The 321-nt window shown below is 64.5% G+C and carries 1 pseudogene; it reads right to left on the bottom strand.

Annotated elements, in window-relative coordinates:
- Positions 1–3: 3 nt before the first annotated feature.
- Positions 4–321, bottom strand: a pseudogene (locus KRR55_RS20155) (ketol-acid reductoisomerase); the annotation flags it as partial.

Genomic DNA, 321 nt, shown 5'->3' with positions numbered 1-321 from the left:
ACCTTAGCGGGCGACGGAACCTTCGGTGTAGTCATCGGTGGTCTTCCAGGAGAAGAGCTGGCGCAGTTCGCGGCCGGTCTCCTCGATCGGGTGCTCCTCGCCCTTCTTGCGCAGTTCCAGGAACTCCGGCGCGCCGGCATCCTGGTCGTCGATGAAGCGCTTGGCGAATGCACCGGTCTGGATGTCGGCGAGAACAGCCTTCATGTTCTCCTTGACGTCCGGGGTGATCACGCGCGGGCCCGAGACGTAGTCGCCGTACTCGGCGGTGTCCGAAACGCTCCAGCGCTGCTTGGCGATGCCGCCCTCCCACATGAGGTCAAC

The organism is Paeniglutamicibacter quisquiliarum (assembly GCF_019084045.1).
GTDB classification, from domain to species: Bacteria; Actinomycetota; Actinomycetes; order Actinomycetales; family Micrococcaceae; genus Paeniglutamicibacter; species Paeniglutamicibacter quisquiliarum.
This window is presented reverse-complemented; position numbering and strand designations above follow the sequence as displayed.